13 protein-coding genes are annotated in these 16,409 nt (G+C 40.1%); 3 read left to right on the top strand and 10 right to left on the bottom strand.

What is annotated here, in order from left to right:
- Positions 1-80 precede the first annotated feature (80 nt).
- The 5 genes from PTI45_RS03965 to PTI45_RS03945 form a co-directional block, all read right to left on the bottom strand.
- Complete coding sequence (locus PTI45_RS03965) at positions 81-857, bottom strand: DUF3891 family protein (protein WP_069326246.1); 777 nt, start codon at positions 855-857, stop codon at positions 81-83.
- A 65-nt stretch (positions 858-922) separates the two neighbouring features.
- Complete coding sequence (locus PTI45_RS03960; protein ID WP_069326245.1) at positions 923-1,720, bottom strand: AAC(3) family N-acetyltransferase; 798 nt, start codon at positions 1,718-1,720, stop codon at positions 923-925.
- A 119-nt stretch (positions 1,721-1,839) separates the two neighbouring features.
- A complete protein-coding gene (sdhB, locus tag PTI45_RS03955; protein WP_069326244.1) occupies positions 1,840-2,628 on the bottom strand; it encodes a succinate dehydrogenase iron-sulfur subunit in 789 nt (262 codons plus the stop codon).
- A gap of 53 nt (positions 2,629-2,681) precedes the next feature.
- Complete coding sequence (gene sdhA / locus PTI45_RS03950; protein ID WP_069326243.1) at positions 2,682-4,424, bottom strand: succinate dehydrogenase flavoprotein subunit; 1,743 nt, start codon at positions 4,422-4,424, stop codon at positions 2,682-2,684.
- A gap of 200 nt (positions 4,425-4,624) precedes the next feature.
- On the bottom strand, positions 4,625-5,293 hold the full coding sequence (locus PTI45_RS03945; protein WP_069326242.1) for a succinate dehydrogenase cytochrome b558 subunit: 669 nt from the start codon (positions 5,291-5,293) through the stop codon (positions 4,625-4,627).
- Positions 5,294-5,570: 277 nt separating this feature from the next.
- Here PTI45_RS03945 and PTI45_RS03940 point away from each other — a divergent pair, with 277 nt between their 5' ends.
- The gene (locus PTI45_RS03940) at positions 5,571-6,488 is read left to right on the top strand and encodes a LysR family transcriptional regulator (protein WP_069326241.1); all 918 of its coding nucleotides are present in this window, start codon (positions 5,571-5,573) and stop codon (positions 6,486-6,488) included.
- A 10-nt stretch (positions 6,489-6,498) separates the two neighbouring features.
- Here PTI45_RS03940 and PTI45_RS03935 read toward each other — a convergent pair whose 3' ends face one another.
- Positions 6,499-7,839: a TrkH family potassium uptake protein gene (locus PTI45_RS03935; protein WP_069326240.1), complete on the bottom strand. Its 1,341-nt coding sequence runs from the start codon at positions 7,837-7,839 to the stop codon at positions 6,499-6,501.
- A 233-nt stretch (positions 7,840-8,072) separates the two neighbouring features.
- Here PTI45_RS03935 and PTI45_RS03930 point away from each other — a divergent pair, with 233 nt between their 5' ends.
- Positions 8,073-9,872, top strand: coding sequence for a CPBP family glutamic-type intramembrane protease (locus PTI45_RS03930; RefSeq protein ID WP_069326239.1), 1,800 nt, complete (start codon positions 8,073-8,075; stop codon positions 9,870-9,872).
- A gap of 82 nt (positions 9,873-9,954) precedes the next feature.
- On the opposite strand, the gene uvrC is transcribed toward PTI45_RS03930, so the two are convergent.
- The 4 genes from uvrC to PTI45_RS03910 all read right to left on the bottom strand — a co-directional run bounded on the left by uvrC (position 9,955) and on the right by PTI45_RS03910 (position 15,271).
- Positions 9,955-12,021, bottom strand: coding sequence for an excinuclease ABC subunit UvrC (gene uvrC / locus PTI45_RS03925; RefSeq protein ID WP_069326238.1), 2,067 nt, complete (start codon positions 12,019-12,021; stop codon positions 9,955-9,957).
- 193 nt (positions 12,022-12,214) lie between these two features.
- The gene (gene trxA, locus PTI45_RS03920; protein WP_465264549.1) at positions 12,215-12,541 is read right to left on the bottom strand and encodes a thioredoxin; all 327 of its coding nucleotides are present in this window, start codon (positions 12,539-12,541) and stop codon (positions 12,215-12,217) included.
- 175 nt (positions 12,542-12,716) lie between these two features.
- Entirely contained in the window at positions 12,717-13,679 is a 963-nt protein-coding gene (gene dnaI / locus PTI45_RS03915) for a primosomal protein DnaI (RefSeq protein ID WP_069326236.1), read from the bottom strand.
- A gap of 29 nt (positions 13,680-13,708) precedes the next feature.
- Complete coding sequence (locus PTI45_RS03910; RefSeq protein ID WP_069326235.1) at positions 13,709-15,271, bottom strand: replication initiation and membrane attachment family protein; 1,563 nt, start codon at positions 15,269-15,271, stop codon at positions 13,709-13,711.
- A 319-nt stretch (positions 15,272-15,590) separates the two neighbouring features.
- Between PTI45_RS03910 and hemQ the strand changes: the two genes are divergently transcribed.
- Positions 15,591-16,340, top strand: a complete 750-nt coding sequence (gene hemQ, locus PTI45_RS03905) for a hydrogen peroxide-dependent heme synthase (protein WP_069326234.1) — start codon at positions 15,591-15,593, stop codon at positions 16,338-16,340.
- Positions 16,341-16,409 lie beyond the last annotated feature (69 nt).

Here is a 16,409-nt window from a genome sequence, read left to right as displayed (position 1 = left end):
ACGTATGTAAAAATGTATCTCTTAATAGATATATATCCTTTCTTCATCATTAAGAGATACCCCTAGCAATAGATCATCAATTAGGATTCAGCAGGAACAAATGCAATCGTCTGCGTTTGTTTGTCAGCATCGGCAAAAGCTTGTGCTAGACCGGATTGTTGAATATGTGTTTTGCTAACTTTGCGATAGATCAATTCCAATTCAAAAGGAGCTTCAAATGGAAATGGAGCAAGGCTAATACTATGCTCATCTACCCATCGTGGCATAATCGCTTGATCGTTAGTGAACGCGAACTTTTTCCCGACTTCAAATCCTTCTTTCCACCATTCTTGCTCATTTTCTTTGCTCACTCCAGGATCATTCAAGCAGACATAGAGTGAAAGATCATCGCATAATTCCAAGATCGATCGGTGAAATTTGAGTGCTTTTTCGTTAGGATTCAACTGTGCTTTGATCCGTTCCTGACGCTCTTTCTCTTCTTGCACAAAAGCGATCCCAAATGGATCTTCTTCACCATAATGACCGACTAGCGCGGCATAATGATAACTGGCAAGCATTCCTCCGTACGGAGTCATATTTTCCAATTCGTTAATTCCATATCTGTAAAAAACCAGCTTCGCCGGTTCTGGAAAATGCATAAACGAAAATGGAACTTGCTTCGCATCATCCCATAGTGGAATTTCATCTAATGGAATCCAACCACGATCATGTTGTTCACAGCCAATAAGCACTTCATCCCAGCGTTCATCTTGTTCAATATATTCAGGCTTCCAATGACGAGCAAATTCTCCCGATAGCTTCGCATGATCATGTTGACGAATCATAATAAAAGCATCTTCATTCTCTCTCCAAATCATAAGTATACCCCTTTCGATATCAGTCATTTCTATAGGATGTAACTTCTATTATTCATTATTTATCCTTAACGATGCGTTTCCAACCATCCTGAGGCATAATCGACCAGTCCACGCTGCTGAATCAACTTCGTTTGCGCTTTGGCAATCGTGCCTTGAATGAATAAATCTGGGCAATCTTGTTCAAAATCGGCTCCGATCTCATCGAAATCATCAGAGTCAAAATTCAAATCTTTGAATTTCACCCACTGTTTACCGTTATCCGTCATCATTGGTGCTTTCATCGTAATCTCTTTTTTACCATGCCATTCTGCGAAATATTCTGCTAAATGAATCGATGTATTCGTATGATAAGTTGTCCCTAACATCAATATATACCCATTTGCATTGTATAAATCTTGCAACGGAGAATGACTTCCTAATCCAAAATCCAGATCGTGATCGCTCATCCATTCTTCTGCATGTTTGCCCCATGCTGCAAAAGAGACTTGCGGATGTGCACTTCGATATACTCCTTTTTGCTTACGGAATGTCTCCGCTATAACACCCATCCCTGTCGTCACTGTAAAATCAGGATCATAAGGCGGCATACTGTCACGAATCAGATTCCACCAACGCTGTTCAGCAGGTGGATACATCCACCCTTTGGGATCGGTTAATTGCGAAGTCTGCGTCGGCATAATTAATGTACCTGACTCTCCCAAAACAGCCTCTAACGCTAAGATAACGGTTTCAGCACTGCCGGGAATCCATCCTCCAAGACTTTTCAAAGAAGAGTGAACTAGAATATTCATCCCTGCTGTAATCCCTAACGCTTTAAATTCATCGACTAATTGATCATAACTTATCGGTCTTTCACTGATCATCAACATCACTCCTATCGATCACCGGCTCAAGATAAAAGGCGGGTTTCCGCTTTTACACGGAACCCGCCTGATTAGTGGCTTACTATCAACCCGGTATAATCGTATATACGACTATACTATTATACACCCAACCAACGTTTGAACATATGCTTGGATGTGTCTTTATTCATTTCAGCAATCGAAGTTGTCAAAGGAATACCTTTTGGACAAGAGCGTACACAGTTCTGCGAGTTACCGCATCCCTCAATACCACCCGGCTCCATCAATGCATCTAGACGATCTTCTTTATTCATCTCACCTGTTGGATGAGCATTGAACAGACGAACCTGAGACAATGCCGCAGGGCCGATAAAGTCTGTTCTGTCATTCACATTCGGGCAAGCTTCCAGACATACACCACAAGTCATACATTTCGACAATTCATATGCCCATTGACGTTTTTTCTCTGGCATACGTGGTCCTGCACCCAGATCATACGTACCATCAATCGGAATCCATGCTTTTACTTTTTTCAGTGCGCCGAACATACGGCTACGATCAATAACAAGATCGCGTACCACTGGGAAAGTTTTCATTGGAGCGATATGAACGGGTTGCTCTAATTTATCAACTAGAGCAGAACATGCTTGGCGTGGCTTACCATTGATCACCATCGAGCAAGCTCCACATACTTCTTCCAAACAGTTGGATTCCCAACAAACAGGTGCTGTTGCTTTACCTGTGTTGTCTACAGGATTACGTTGAATCTCCATCAGCGCACTGATGACATTCATCCCTGGACGATAAGGTAATTCAAATTCTTCTGTATATGATGGGCTATCCGGCTTATCCTGACGGGTAATAATAAACTTGACGTTTTTTTTGGCCGTTACATTAGCTGGGTGACTCTGTGTTGAGACTTCCGCCATTTCTAATGCCCCCTTAAATTAATCACTTTACTTGAGAATGCCGTCTTGGTGACTTAATCTTTAGAATAATCACGAATACGTGGTGGAATCAAGGATACATCCACATCTTCATAAGAAATCTGTGGACCATCTGGTGTCCATGTCGCTTTCGTCGTTTTGAGAAAATCTTCATCATTACGTGTTGGGAATTCAGGCTTATAGTGAGCTCCACGACTCTCATCACGCATTAATGCTCCAAGTGTCATTGCTTCAGACAATTCAAGCATATTCCACAATTGACGAGTAAACGCTACGCTAGGATTATTCCAACTGGATGAATCATTCATATTGATTTTGGTATAACGTTGCTTCAACTCTTTGATCTTGTTGATCGTAGCTTGAAGCTTATCGTTATAACGAACAACTGTCATATTATCAGTCATCCACTCGCCTAATTCTTTATGCAAAACATAAGCATTTTCATTGCCTTGCATATTCATCAGGTGATTATATTTATCTTCTTGCTGTTTGCGAACTTGATCGTACATCGTTGTTGGCATATCAGCAGCCGATTTTTTCAATCCTTTAATATATTCCACTGCTTTTGGACCTGCAACCATACCACCGTAAATCGCAGATACTAACGAGTTAGCACCTAGACGATTTGCTCCATGATATTGGTATTCGCATTCTCCAGCAGCGAATAGACCTGGAATATTGGTCATCTGATTATAATCTACCCACATACCGCCCATGGAATAATGGACTGCCGGGAAAATTTTCATCGGAATCTTACGAGGATCATCACCCATGAATTTCTCATAGATTTCGATAATTCCACCTAATTTAACATCCAGTTCTTTTGGATCTTTATGCGAAAGATCCAGATATACCATGTTTTCACCGTTAATACCCAATTTCTCATCCACACACACTTGGAAAATCTCACGTGTTGCAATATCGCGGGGAACGAGATTACCATAGGATGGGTATTTTTCTTCTAAGAAGTACCACGGCTTACCATCTTTATACGTCCAGATTCGTCCACCTTCACCACGTGCAGATTCAGACATCAGACGCAATTTGTCATCGCCCGGAATCGCTGTTGGGTGAATTTGAATAAATTCTCCGTTCGCATAATGTACACCTTGTTGATAAACAGCACTTGCAGCTGTTCCTGTATTGATCACCGAGTTGGTTGTTTTACCGAAAATAATACCCGGGCCACCAGTTGCCAAAATAACAGCATCAGCCGCAAAAGTAACCACTTCCATATTGCGAAGATCTTGCGCACAAATTCCACGACATGCGCCTTCATCATCCAATACAGCGGAAAGGAATTCCCAGTTCTCATGCTTGGTTACCAGACCTGCGGTTTCCCAGCGACGTACTTGCTCATCAAGGGCATACAACAATTGTTGACCTGTTGTTGCACCTGCATAAGCAGTACGGTGAAACTTCGTTCCGCCAAAACGACGGAAATCAAGCAATCCTTCTGGTGTACGGTTGAACATAACGCCCATCCGATCCATCAAGTGAATAATACCAGGTGCTGCTTCACACATTGCTTTGACAGGTGGCTGATTCGCTAGAAAGTCACCGCCATATACAGTGTCATCAAAATGGACCCAAGGTGAATCGCCTTCACCTTTTGTATTTACAGCTCCATTGATCCCGCCCTGCGCACATACGGAATGTGAACGTTTGACCGGTACCAATGAGAATAAATGTACATGAACGCCTGCTTCTGCTGCTTTGACAGTAGACATCAATCCAGCCAGACCACCGCCCACGACAATAATATTGGATGTTGCCATAACGAGTTACCCTCCCCTTAGCCTACTGATCCTTAGATCCTATCTACCTTAAACGAACAGCAGAACGGTTCACTTGCCACCGTTCATTCCTTTAACTCTGTTCGACTACGAGCTGTACTGTGCATCATTTTGATCAATGAGACATCTGCTGTGCCATCCACTGTTGTATTGAACAGTGCCGCACGGATCTTGCTATATGCTTATGCTACAAAATGACGAATCGTTTGTAGCGCAACCGTTGGATCTTCGAACTCCATATTGCGGAAAGCAACAAGAGATAGAATAAACATAATTGACACAATAACGAAAAGCGTCATACACACGTATGAGGATACACGTTGTGCTCTCGGTCCTACTGTAATTCCCCAGCTTACAAGGAAAGACCATAGACCATTTGCAAAGTGGAACGAAGCTGCCAATACACCAATAGTGTAAAGAACGAAGGTTACCGGGTTGGTCACGATATTGTACATAACTCCGCCGAGCTGTTCATGAGTGACATTACCGAGTGCAACTTGGAAACGAGTCTCGAATACATGCCATACAATATACACAAACGTGATTACACCTGTAATCCGTTGAAGTGTATAACGCCAGTTACGTTCGTAACCGTAATTCGCATTGTTTGGCTTCGCTTGATAAGCGATATAAAGACCGTATACTCCATGATAAATCAGTGGTAAAAAGATGAATAAACTTTCCAAAACCAATACAAGTGGCAAGTTATTCAAAAATGCCACACTTTTATCAAAGGATTCTTTTCCGCCTTCATATGCAGAAAAATTGGTAATCATATGCTCAATAAAAAAAGCTCCGAGCGGAATGACCCCTAGCAGTGAGTGTAACCTTCTGGCGTAAAACCCTTTCATGAATGACGTTCCCCTTTCATAATAAGAGCGTTTTCATAGTGACAGTCATTGGTTAATGCTGTCCCAGACGTGGATCAACGAGAGATATTCGGACCTTCGTTAATCTCCGCGTAGGAAGTCCCCATCTTCCGTAGCTTTACAATCTGTTCACAATGCTCTAAGACTGTGAACAACTTGTGTCACTTTTTATGTTACTCTACTTTGACTTATAATGGAATTGCAATATAATTATTAATTGTTATAACTAAAACGCATAAGAGGAAAGGAGAAATTCCAGATGCTTGAAGATATTGATATATTTGCGGTCGTTGTGGAACAATCTAGCTTAAATCAGGCTTCCAAATTATTGAATTTATCTCAGCCTGCTCTTTCTCGTAAAATTTCTAAATTAGAAGAAAATCTAGGTGTATCATTGTTCAATCGTAATGGAAAGCGACTTGAATTGACTTCAATTGGACGATTAACCTATACATTTGCATTAGAACAGCGTCAGCAGAACCTCAAGTTCTTGCAGAGCCTTAACCGCTATAAGTCTGAAGATCAGACCACAGTGACCTTTGGCGCCAGTCTGACGACCTTACAGACGACGTTGCCACCACTTGTTAGTAGCTTTACTCGTAAACACCCTTATGCAGAGCTCAAATTAATTACCGGCAAAACGCATGAAATTGTAAATGCCGTCCGTGATAAAAAAGTAGATGTCGGTATTGTAGCGTCCTCGATCCATGAATCGGGTCTTACTTGCGTGCCTTTATTTGATGATCACCTTGAATTAGTCGTCCCGAGCAATCACCCGCTTGCAGATCATCAAGAGACTACAATGCAGGATTTACAAGGTTTGGCTATGATTATTTTCTCAAAAGGCACATGGTATCGTAAATTAATAGATGATGTATTTCATCGGTATACAGTGATGCCCGACTTGCGTATGGAAATTGATTCTTTTGAAGCGATTGTACGTTTATTGCCTATTTGTATGGCTGCTGCATTATTGCCCAAATCCTATGTTGGGAAACAGTTGTTATCAGGGAACGAGCTGGTCTCTCTTCATATTCCTGAACTAGAGCAGACACGCCGCACCACCTGTCTCCTTTATAGTGAAAGTTCTGATCTAGGCTCAGCAGCCAGACAATGGATTATTGATACCAAAGAACAATTTGAAACGATAAATGATCCTATTCGTTTAGATGAATAAACATACACTTTTAACCAATCATAATCTTACCTTCAGGATAGCGATATAGTTCTTTGTCTTGTTTGGGAGCGAGTGCCCAGACCAGTGTAATCATGCCTACCCGTCCAGCAAACATCAACAAACAGATCACTAATTTACCAGTCGTACTTAGATTGGGAGTTAATCCAAGAGACAATCCAACCGTACCGAATGCAGAAGTGGCTTCAAATAAAACACTCATAAAGTCAGTCGCTTCTGTCATCGTAAGAACCATCGTAGCCACAATCACTAACGATAATGAAAAAACTGTAATCGTTAATGCTTTATAGATCCGATCTTTGTTGATCCGAAAATAAAATAGAACCACATCTTCTTTTCCTTTGACCATACTGATGACTGCTCCAACAATCAGTAGAATCGTTGTTGTTTTGACACCACCGGCTGTTGAACCCGGCGAACCTCCAATAAACATCAGAATAATCGTCAGGAATAAAGTAGCTTGTCTTAATTGAGTTAGATCCAGCGTATTCGCGCCTGCTGTTCTTGTGGTGACCGATTGAAATAACGAACCCCATATCTTACCATCCCAACTCAAGCTTCCAATCGTTTTTAGGTTCGTAAATTCAAATATGAAAACCAGTACAAACCCTCCAACAAGCAGAATAGAAGTCATCCATAATACAGCTTTGGAATGTATTGATAATTTACGATGTTTGCGATATTCAATCAGATCAGACAATACAACAAATCCGAGTCCGCCCAATACGATCAAAGCCATAGATATGATATTGAATGCTGGATCGGATACATATCGGGTAAAGCTACTATAATGACCGAACAAATCAAAACCTGCATTATTAAATAACGATACGGCATGAAAAGCACCATAATACATGGCTTGTCCAAGTGGAAAATCTGCCATTAAGCGTAGCGTAAATAAAAATGCAGCAATCAATTCAATAGCAAATGAATAATAAATCACTTTTTTTATTAAACGAACAATACCTTCCATATCTCCTTGATTCATGGCTTCTTGCAACACCAGACGTTCTCGTAAAGAAATACGTCTTCCAAACACCAAAGCAAATAATGTAGCAATCGTCATAAATCCGAGTCCACCGATTTGAATCAGACACATAATCACCACTTGACCAAAGGTCGAGAAAAAGGTTCCTGTATCCACAACGACTAGACCTGTTACACAAGTCGCTGAAGTCGCTGTAAAAAAGGCATTTAAAAAACTCAACCCTTCTCCACCTTGATGCGCAACAGGTAACATCAATAAAAACGTTCCTAATAAAATACAGATAGCATAGCCTAAAGCGAGAATACGAGGTGGTGTCCAAACTTTTATTGCAAAAACATTTTTCAAAATCTATTCAACCTCTCTATTCTCTAAATATGACTTATTCCAATCTGTTCACTGCTTCTGATTATAGTGGCTCTGAAGACAGACGGCTATAGCGTTTTGCAATCAAAAAAAGATTACGTTACACTAGCATTTAGTAGTATACATGCGAATAGCTTAAGTATAAAGAATTTGTGTACACCAAAATATCTTTCTCTATGCTAACTAGGTGTTTTTAAAATTGAAGGAGGACATTCATGAACCCCACCGGACAACCCGTACAGCTCAAACCGAATTACAAAATTCTCAGTGTACTCGCTGCTGTCGGACTGGTATTATTTTTGCTTTTACAAGTATTCCCTTCCACTGCTTCAGATACGTTAGAAGTGCAACAAGTGAATATCATCAGTCAGGAAAAAGCGATCGAAAGCGCTAGAGCGTTTGCCAGTGACACATTGGTATTACCCGATCTTCCCGCCCCTTCAGTAACGTATCATACGAATGCTGAATTAAGCGGTTATGTAGCCAAAGAAAAATTAACACAGACGTATATGAAGAAGTTAGAAAAAGTAGCTCCTTATGATGTATTCCGTGTTCATTATCCAGATGTGGGTACTGGAGATGCACTTGATATTGATGTACATATGAATACCGGTAAAGTGGTTGCTTTTTCTATGTATGACAACCAGACAGGAGCATCACAACCGTTCAGTCTAGATCCTACGGCAACTACGGAAAAAGACGAATCCGTTACACTGGCTGAAAAGCAAGAACAAGCACAACCTATTTTAAAAGCACTAGGATTTGACGCAGGACAATTAACATTACAGACTAAAGGTAATGAGCAAGATTTACTGTACACTGCCGCAGATGGCAAATTAGGTGATAGTCAATTACAACTCAAGTTCACCTATGAATATGGACAAATTCGTTCCTTCCAACCGGTATTGACTCCACCGGATACGTATACGGCTTATGTAAAAGAACAGACTGCTTTAGCTGGCTGGTTAACAGCTTTGGGTTATGGATTGTTCACTCTTGTACTCGGTGTACTCGCGATTGTATTCGGCGCACTCAAACGCAGACATACTTCATTTAAACGGGGTATTGTGCTAAGTGTAATCTATTGTGCAATTTCTATATTTAGCGTTGTGAATATGTGGCCTATTTTAGTAGATATTACTTTAGGTGAATCCAACAAAATCGTTTCTTATGTGATTATTGGTCTACAATTAATATTAAATATATTGATGGCAGTTTTACTCTACTTCTCTTTTGTAGGTGGAGATGGATTATGGAGAGAACGAGGAATCAATATCTGGCCACGTTCCAAAGAAATCGGTTATGGTAAATATGTATTGCATAGCGTAGCTGTAGGTTACTTGTATGCACTTATTTTACTAGGTGTACAATCCATTATTTATTTAATCTTAGAAAATGCGCTAGGTGTCTACTCTGCTACCGATGATACGAGTTCGCCTTATAATATGATCTATCCAGCCTTATTCCCATTATTAGCATGGATGGCAGGGATTGGCGAAGAAGCGGTTTACCGTCTATTCGGAATCGGCATGTTGAAGAAACTGTTACGCAATACATTTGTAGCTTGCTTTATCACGACGATGATCTGGGCGCTTGGACATACGTTATATCCAATCTATCCAATATATTCACGTCCGATCGAGTTACTATTTATCGGTTTATTGTTTAGCTTTATCTTCTTACGATATGGTTTTATTGCAGCCGTATTTGCACACGTTATATTTGATAGTATATTGATGTCGCTCAGTCTGATTAGTATGGGTGGAATCGTCAATATCTTGCTCGGTGCATTCTATATTGTTTTACCCGCTATTGTCGCTATCATCATCTATACTTTTACCAAAAATAAAGGTGTCGAAAATGCTTATCCACCTTATGTACCGCCTGCACCTATCCCTCAAGTGTATTATGATCCTACACAAGGACAGCAGCAGTATCCAGATCATCCGCAACAATTTCAACAGTATTCTAATCCAGTGCCACCGTCTGAACATGACAATAAACCAAAAGAGTAGCCATTAGGCTACTCTTTTTTTATCTATATTTTGTTGATTGTAGGGAGCTATTATAATCATTGTATTGATATTGTTGGTGCATTTATTCTTCTTTTAAAGCATCCAAAATCTGCTTCGCTAATTTGTCCCCGATACCCAACTGGCGGAAATCGTCTACACTGGCTTCTCTGATTTTTTTGAGTGAACCAAAGTGCTTCAGTAACAACTTACGACGTTTGTCTCCGATTCCTGGGATACTGTCCAATTGCGAAGTAATCATCGATTTGCCCCGTTGTTCACGGTGGAATGTAATCGCAAAGCGATGGACTTCATCTTGAATCCGTTGCAATAGATAAAATTCTTGACTATCTCTTGCTAAGTTCACCGGTTCTGCTGGATCGCCCACCATCAATTGAGAGGTACGGTGCTTAGAATCTTTGACCAATCCACAGACTGGAATAAATAGACCTAGCTCATTTTCCAATACATCGGTTGCCGCTGAAATTTGTCCTTTACCACCATCGACAACGATTAGATCAGGCATCGGTAGATTTTCTTTTACCACACGTTCGTAGCGACGGCGAATCACTTCACGCATGGTTCCGTAATCATCTGAACCTTCAACGGTACGTACTTTGTATTTACGGTATTCTTTACGAGCAGGCTTACCATCTATAAATACAACCATCGCAGATACCGGATTGGTTCCTTGAATATTCGAGTTATCGAATGCTTCAATACGTTCCAAACTTTCTAGACCAATCGCTTGTCCTAGATTACCTGCGGCTTTGGACGTACGTTCTTCATCACGTTCAATTAAGCGGAATTTTTCGTCCAGAGACACTCTAGCATTATCTTGTGCCATCGTTGTCATCTGCTTTTTGAGTCCACGACGAGGGATCAATACTTTAACCCCTAGCCATTGTTGGAGAGCGGCTGCACTGCTTGAAGGATCAGCTTGTTCGCCACTTTCTGCTTGTGCATCCTGTTGTTCATTAGCAAGTGCTGCTTCAGAAGCATTAGCAGCTTCTGCTTGCTCTACAGACTGTTCTGTCGTATGAACAGCATAAGCGGTTCCTTCTTCTGCTACACGGTCACTCATTACTTCTGAGGTCGCTTGCTCGCTATCATCCAATCCTGCTTGTTCTGCATGATCTACAGCTTCATCCTGAACATCATTTTCTTCATCCACAATCACTTCTTCAACAGGCAACATAATCTCCTGTGGCATCGCTGGATTTTCGCTATAATACTGAGTCACATAAGACATAAAGTCATTATACGGCTCTCCATAAAAAGGGAACACAGAAGCATGACGTTCAATCATTTTACCTTGACGCATATACAGAATCTGTACACACATCCAGCCTTTATCGACAGCAAAACCAAATACATCACGATCTTTAGCATCTGCCATGGTGATTTTTTGTTTTTCCATCAGAGCGTCGATATTGATGATCTGATCACGCAATTCTTTAGCACGCTCAAAATACAAATCTTCAGCGGCTTCTTCCATTTTACGTTGCAACTCTTTTTTGATCTCTTCATGACCACCACTCAAAAACTTGCTGATTTCTTGCTTAATCTCATCATAGGATTGTTGAGGCACTTCGAACTCACAAGGTGCCAGACATTGCCCCATGTGATAATACAAGCAGACTTCTTTAGGCATCACTTTACATTTACGCAACGGATACATACGGTCTAACAATTTTTTGGTCTGTTGTGCTGCAAACGCATTAGGATACGGCCCAAAATATTTGGCTTTATCTTTTAAAATACGTCGCGTGACTTCCAGACGTGGATGCGCCTCATTGGTAATTTTGATATATGGAAAAGTTTTATCATCTTTGAGCAGTACATTGTATTTAGGCTGATGCGTTTTGATCAGATTACATTCTAAAATAAGTGCTTCCATATTGCTTCCAGTCACAATATATTCAAAATCACGAATATCAGCAACAAGACGTTGCGTTTTACCATCGTGACTTCCTGTAAAATAAGAGCGAACTCGATTTTTGAGTACTTTCGCTTTTCCTACATAAATAATTGTACCTTCACGGTTTTTCATTAAATAACAACCCGACAGATCGGGCAACAATGCTAGTTTGTTACGAATATTGATCATCGCTTGTTCTTGCTCTTGAATAAGATCCATATGAGAGTCCATAAATCTCTCCTTTCTAACGATATAGAACAAATGTACCCTAATTATACAACTAAAAAACCCCCGGTGCATGACCGGAGGTTTTACATAAGCTAGTTGTATACACTCACTTATGTCTATTGGTAATTCATATGACTTATGATAAAGACTCTTGATGAGTAAATCGGCAGGATTTACGTGTATATGGAATTACTAATTATTGGTGTTTTGCAAGAATAGATTTAAGAGCATCTTTAGAATTCAAACCTACTACTTTATCTACAGGTTGACCGTCTTTGAAGAAGATCATTGTAGGAATACTCATAACACCAAAACGTGAAGCTGTTTCAGGGTTTTCATCTACGTTTACTTTAGCGATTTTAACACTGTCGCCTACTTCTGTAGATAACTCGTCCAAGATTGGAGCAAGCATTTTACAAGGTCCACACCATGGTGCCCAGAAATCCACCAATACTGTTCCTTGTCCTTCAACTTCGTTTGTGAAAGATTGATCAGATACATTAACGATAGCCATGTGAAATATCCTCCTTGAGTAACTTTTATTTTGAATTAATATTATTTAAACATTAAACAAGTATTGTCATTGCTGACTCTTTTATTATAACACAACATTGGTCATTCCGAAACAGATGTTACGATTTATTCATAATTATCTTTCAATTAGTAAGTATTGTATCATAAATAACGAAATAGGCATACTAGCTATTGCTCATTCCGCCCCGTTTGTTTTCACCTTCAACCCGGATCACTTTTACAAAAGGACTAATTCGGTTCATCAAACGTTCCCCTTTGTAGAACTCTTCACCATCTTTATTCGTAAAACTCAAATGCTTTTGCAGATCAGCTAATGAATAATTAGATGTGTAAAAAGTAGGTTTGCGATTCATTCGATAATTCAGAATCGAACCCAATACATGATCCCGTACCCATGAACTTAGATTTTCAGCTCCAATATCATCAAAAATCAACAGATCGGTATGCTTCATAATATCCATCGTTTCTTTCATCCGATTATTATCCTGGAACATTGACTTCAAGTCTTCTACAAAGTCAGGCATATACACAATAACACCGGTATGACCCACTTTGGCTAATTCATGTAACAGATACGAAGCCAAAAATGTTTTACCTGTTCCAAATCCACCTTCTAAATATAAGCCTTGTGGCGATAATCCATTTTGCTTGGTTTCACTAATATATTGAAAAATCTGTACCACAGCAGGTACACGATTCGAATCTTTAGCTACAATTTCTTTGGGATTATACCCTTCATTCAGCGCGCGTTCATCAATATAGAAGCTATGAATACGCTGTTTGACCTGTTGCTCATGTTGTCTTGTCAATTGTTTATGACAAGGTGTTTTGCGATCGTATAACTTGGGTCCCGACTCTGAAGGCTCTACACTTAATTTGGTGTAATGTCCTTGAAAATCATTGGGACAGTTATCTAATCCCGGGCAGTTATCACAATGACCACGGTCGCCTACATATTGATACAGCTTACTAAGGTTCGTCATGAGTTCCTGATCGGTAAGCTCTGGATGCTCTGCTCTTAGTTCCAGCACAAGCGGATCACTGAGTAGACGCGCAGCAATCTTTTGTGACTCTTCCCGAAAGCGCGGACTTTTCATCTGCCGTAACAGATCACCGAGGGATTCCATGGCAGTTTGCCCCTTCCTTTTACATTCACTCAGCTATTGGTCTTTTGGACACGATCTTGTCCAGATTGCATTTGTTCAGCTAACCGCATCGCTTCTGCAATTTCTTCATCAGACACGATACTTGAACCTTCACGCGCACTTTTGACAATCGGAATCTCCGGTTTGGCATTAGGCGCTCGATTGTATGTTCGTGTATTGGTACGTTTATTACCGCCAGCGGTTCCACCTTTGGCTTGTGATTTCGCTTGATCACTGATTTTGAGATCTAGCTTATTCTGTTCTCTTACATAACGAACCGCTTTTTCATACGTATCGACTTGTTGATTAAGCATATTCGTCACGACCCAATCGACAAATTTACTACTTAAGCGTTCCCCGGGTTGAGACATTTTGATTGCCAATAAATAATGGATCAGTACATTAACCACTTCTTCAGACAATTTATAATTAATATCGACATGTTCGAATATATCATTCACACTATTAGGCACGCTACCGGGATAGAACATTTCCAGAACGCGCGTATATGGTTCATTGCGTAGAATTGTATTATATTGATGAATATCGCATTTGCTTGTAAATTGACGCGGTACTTCCAGATAATACTCCATTTCGACTGCATATTCTACAGGTAAATCTTGAGATTCTTCTTTTTTCTCTTCTCGTAATGAGATCACTTTAGCTTCGTGAATCTGGCGTTCTTCTTGACGCTTTTTCCCTTGACGGAATTGCAGATTAGCACGGCGCTGAATCTCATCTTCAGCCAGCTCACCTTTGGCATCAAAAACACCATCTTCATCTAACATCCGGCAAATATCTTGAATATCCAAACGATATTTATAAGCAATATAACTCAGTACATTCATCTGCTCTGGAAGAAAGCGTAATTTTTCTACATATATACGGTTACGAGAACCACGCGGGAAATAACGAATAATATCTGCATAGTTAATCAGATCATCTTCACTTAGCTTCGGCTGACTGCTACGCTGTTGTGCACTCACTTCAGTTAACGCCTGTTCTAATTCATAATCGATCACATGCGTATTTAATTCAAAAATATCATAAAACGGTTGTGAAATATTTTCTTTCTGAACTGTACTATCACCCCAGCCATCAGGCTCTTTAGCTAAAAAGCGTTCCCGTAAAGACAACACAGCGAATTTGCCGATTTTGTCCCGTAATAACAATGTTAAATGTTGTGTGCGGAAAAACTCACTTGGTGATAGCGGCTGTTGTAATTCATATTCATATATATAATCATCCTGATCGGGAAAGTATACTCGATTGGTCTGTAATAAGCCTACAGCTTCTAATAAAGAAGTCTGTTCAACCAAAAATTTACGTCCATGTTCCCCCGGTTCAAGCCCTAAAGTTAAAAATAAACGACGCTGTTGTTCTATAGGCGAATAACCGACTTGCTGTGCTTCGACATGTTCACACAATAATCGATACACACTAATCGCAAAAGCCCCTGTTAACGGTTGATAAACTAGACTGAGCATCCGTTCATCCAGCGCACCTATACCGAATTCGCGGTATACGCAATATCGATGATTTTCAGTAAAATGAAGTAGATTCTTAATGCGCATGATCCGCCCCCTCTCTTTTTGCTCCTGTGCATGCGGAATTCTATTCTAACACAAATCTTGAAATTTCAATGCTGAAAAGAAAGGTGAATTTGGAACATAAACACCCTCGATCTCCATAACAATCATCCTTTTGCGCCATTACGCTAGAAATGAATATATTTTATACAATGATCGATTGAAATAAATATAATGATGAAGTAACCATGAACAGACTGTGAAGTCAATTGCTCTGTATCGACTCCTTCGGTTACAATAGATCAAGATGTGTAAGCACGATATGACCTAAAAACGGATTCCACTAATATATAGGAGTGATTTTATGAATGAAGCAGTAGCAACGCTTGAAGGCTGGTATGCATTACATGATTTTCGCACTATTGATTGGCATGCTTGGAAAGCAGCAGATGATGAAGAACGTGCCGGTGCAATCGACGAGTTAAATGCATTGATTCATGATTGGCAAGCTGTCAGCAACGATGGCAGTGGGAGTACAGTTATTTATACTGTTGTTGGACAAAAAGCTGACTTTATGATGATGCATCTACGTGAAACGTTAGAAGATTTAAATGCGATAGAAAATGAATTTAACAAAACCACTTTCGCTAGCTTTACGAAGAAATCATATTCGTATGTAAGTATCGTAGAACTTAGCAGCTATATGGCTAGTCATGTGGAAGGCGATCCGATGGAGAATCCACATATTCTGGCTCGCTTGAAGCCAGCTCTACCTGATTCTCGTTATATCTGTTTCTATCCGATGAACAAAACGCGTAATCTAGGAGACAACTGGTATATGCTTCCGATGGATGAGCGTCGTGAAATGATCCGTAGTCATGGATTGATCGGACGTAGTTATGCAGGTAAAGTGAAGCAAATCATTACGGGTTCTGTTGGATTGGATGATTGGGAATGGGGCGTAACGTTATTCGCTGACGATGCACTTCAATTCAAAAAACTAGTATACGAAATGCGCTTTGATGAAGCAAGTGCTCGTTTTGGAGAATTTGGTTCTTTCTATGTCGGTAGTATGCTAGACACCGCTAAATTCGAAGAAATGCTCAAACTTTAAAATAATTCAGTCTACATCACAAAATAAATAAGTGTAGAATTAAAAAACCTTTTTGCTATCTTTATGGAT

Origin of the sequence: Paenibacillus nuruki, from assembly GCF_001721045.1 — a bacterium.
GTDB classification, from domain to species: domain Bacteria; phylum Bacillota; class Bacilli; order Paenibacillales; family Paenibacillaceae; genus Saccharibacillus; species Saccharibacillus nuruki.
The sequence above is the reverse complement of the archived record's forward strand: the minus strand, read 5'-3'. Positions and strand labels throughout refer to the sequence as shown.

Excerpts from the sequence above, each read along its gene's own strand:
- sdhB (WP_069326244.1), bottom strand. The coding sequence starts at position 2,628 with ATGGCGGAAGTCTCAACACAGAGTCACCCAGCTAATGTAACGGCCAAA.
- PTI45_RS03965 (WP_069326246.1), bottom strand. The coding sequence starts at position 857 with ATGATTTGGAGAGAGAATGAAGATGCTTTTATTATGATTCGTCAACAT.
- PTI45_RS03960 (WP_069326245.1), bottom strand. The coding sequence starts at position 1,720 with ATGATCAGTGAAAGACCGATAAGTTATGATCAATTAGTCGATGAATTT.
- sdhA (WP_069326243.1), bottom strand. The coding sequence starts at position 4,424 with ATGGCAACATCCAATATTATTGTCGTGGGCGGTGGTCTGGCTGGATTG.
- PTI45_RS03945 (WP_069326242.1), bottom strand. The coding sequence starts at position 5,293 with ATGAAAGGGTTTTACGCCAGAAGGTTACACTCACTGCTAGGGGTCATT.
- PTI45_RS03930 (WP_069326239.1), top strand. The coding sequence starts at position 8,073 with ATGAACCCCACCGGACAACCCGTACAGCTCAAACCGAATTACAAAATT.
- hemQ (WP_069326234.1), top strand. The coding sequence starts at position 15,591 with ATGAATGAAGCAGTAGCAACGCTTGAAGGCTGGTATGCATTACATGAT.
- uvrC (WP_069326238.1), bottom strand. The coding sequence starts at position 12,021 with ATGGACTCTCATATGGATCTTATTCAAGAGCAAGAACAAGCGATGATC.
- PTI45_RS03940 (WP_069326241.1), top strand. The coding sequence starts at position 5,571 with ATGCTTGAAGATATTGATATATTTGCGGTCGTTGTGGAACAATCTAGC.
- dnaI (WP_069326236.1), bottom strand. The coding sequence starts at position 13,679 with ATGGAATCCCTCGGTGATCTGTTACGGCAGATGAAAAGTCCGCGCTTT.
- PTI45_RS03910 (WP_069326235.1), bottom strand. The coding sequence starts at position 15,271 with ATGCGCATTAAGAATCTACTTCATTTTACTGAAAATCATCGATATTGC.